Origin of the sequence: Desulfovibrio sp. SGI.102, assembly GCF_050314315.1 — a bacterium.
Taxonomy (GTDB): domain Bacteria; phylum Desulfobacterota; class Desulfovibrionia; order Desulfovibrionales; family Desulfovibrionaceae; genus Desulfovibrio.
The window spans coordinates 1-722 of record NZ_JBNPNC010000128.1 but is presented as its reverse complement, the minus strand read 5'-3'; the positions used below and the strand labels follow the sequence as shown (position 1 = coordinate 722).

Here is a 722-nt window from a genome sequence, read left to right as displayed (position 1 = left end):
GGCGTTTTTCTTCAGGGCTTTTTTTCAGTTCTTCCTGATAGACATCCAGGCCGTTCTGCAGGATGGCCTGGACTTTGGCCAGGTGTTCGTTGGCCTGCTGCGCGGCCCTGGACTGGCTGAGGACGCGTTCCACATCCACGCAGACAACGTCCGGCTTGCCGCCAAGTTCGCAGCCAGCCAGGGGCAGCGCCATCATCAGCGCCAGACCGGGAAGAATCTTTGAAAAATGGAACATGATATCTCCTTGCCGGGGAACGCCCGAAATCTTGCCCTCGAAGGGGGAGCGCACCTCCGGGAAAACGGTATGCTTCTTTAATTGTGGCCTTGTATATTACGCTACTATTGCTTGTTATGGGCACGCAGCAGCGAGTGCAGGAGTTCTTCAACAAAAACAAGGCGACGCTCGATATCTCCGAGCCGTCCTTCTCCTGCGACTGGCGTGGAAGGCGGAAAGATCCCCTGTCTATCTCCTTTGCCGAGCAGCAGCCAATCACACGATACGTCTTCCAGCAAGCAGATGGCTGACAGCGTGTCGGCATCAGGCGTACTGGCATCGCGCTCATAGGCGCCCAGCGATCCTTTGCTGATGCCTAGTTGGGCAGCATAGGTGTTTTGCGAACGCGTACCACGCAATTGACGGATGCGTTGCCCAAGTGAATCCATAACGTTTCTCCCAATAAAAACGCCGCCCCGGGAAGGCTGGATACAGGGCGGCGTCAAAG

General features: G+C 56.2%; 1 protein-coding gene and 1 pseudogene. Both read right to left on the bottom strand.

Annotation, left to right across the window (positions count from 1 at the left end; all coding sequences use genetic code 11):
• Positions 1-235: pseudogene (locus tag ACQRCJ_RS12465) on the bottom strand (hypothetical protein); the annotation flags it as partial.
• 104 nt (positions 236-339) lie between these two features.
• Positions 340-722, bottom strand: a 383-nt coding sequence (locus ACQRCJ_RS12460; protein ID WP_427799945.1) for a helix-turn-helix domain-containing protein, incomplete at its 5' end; no start/stop codon positions are given.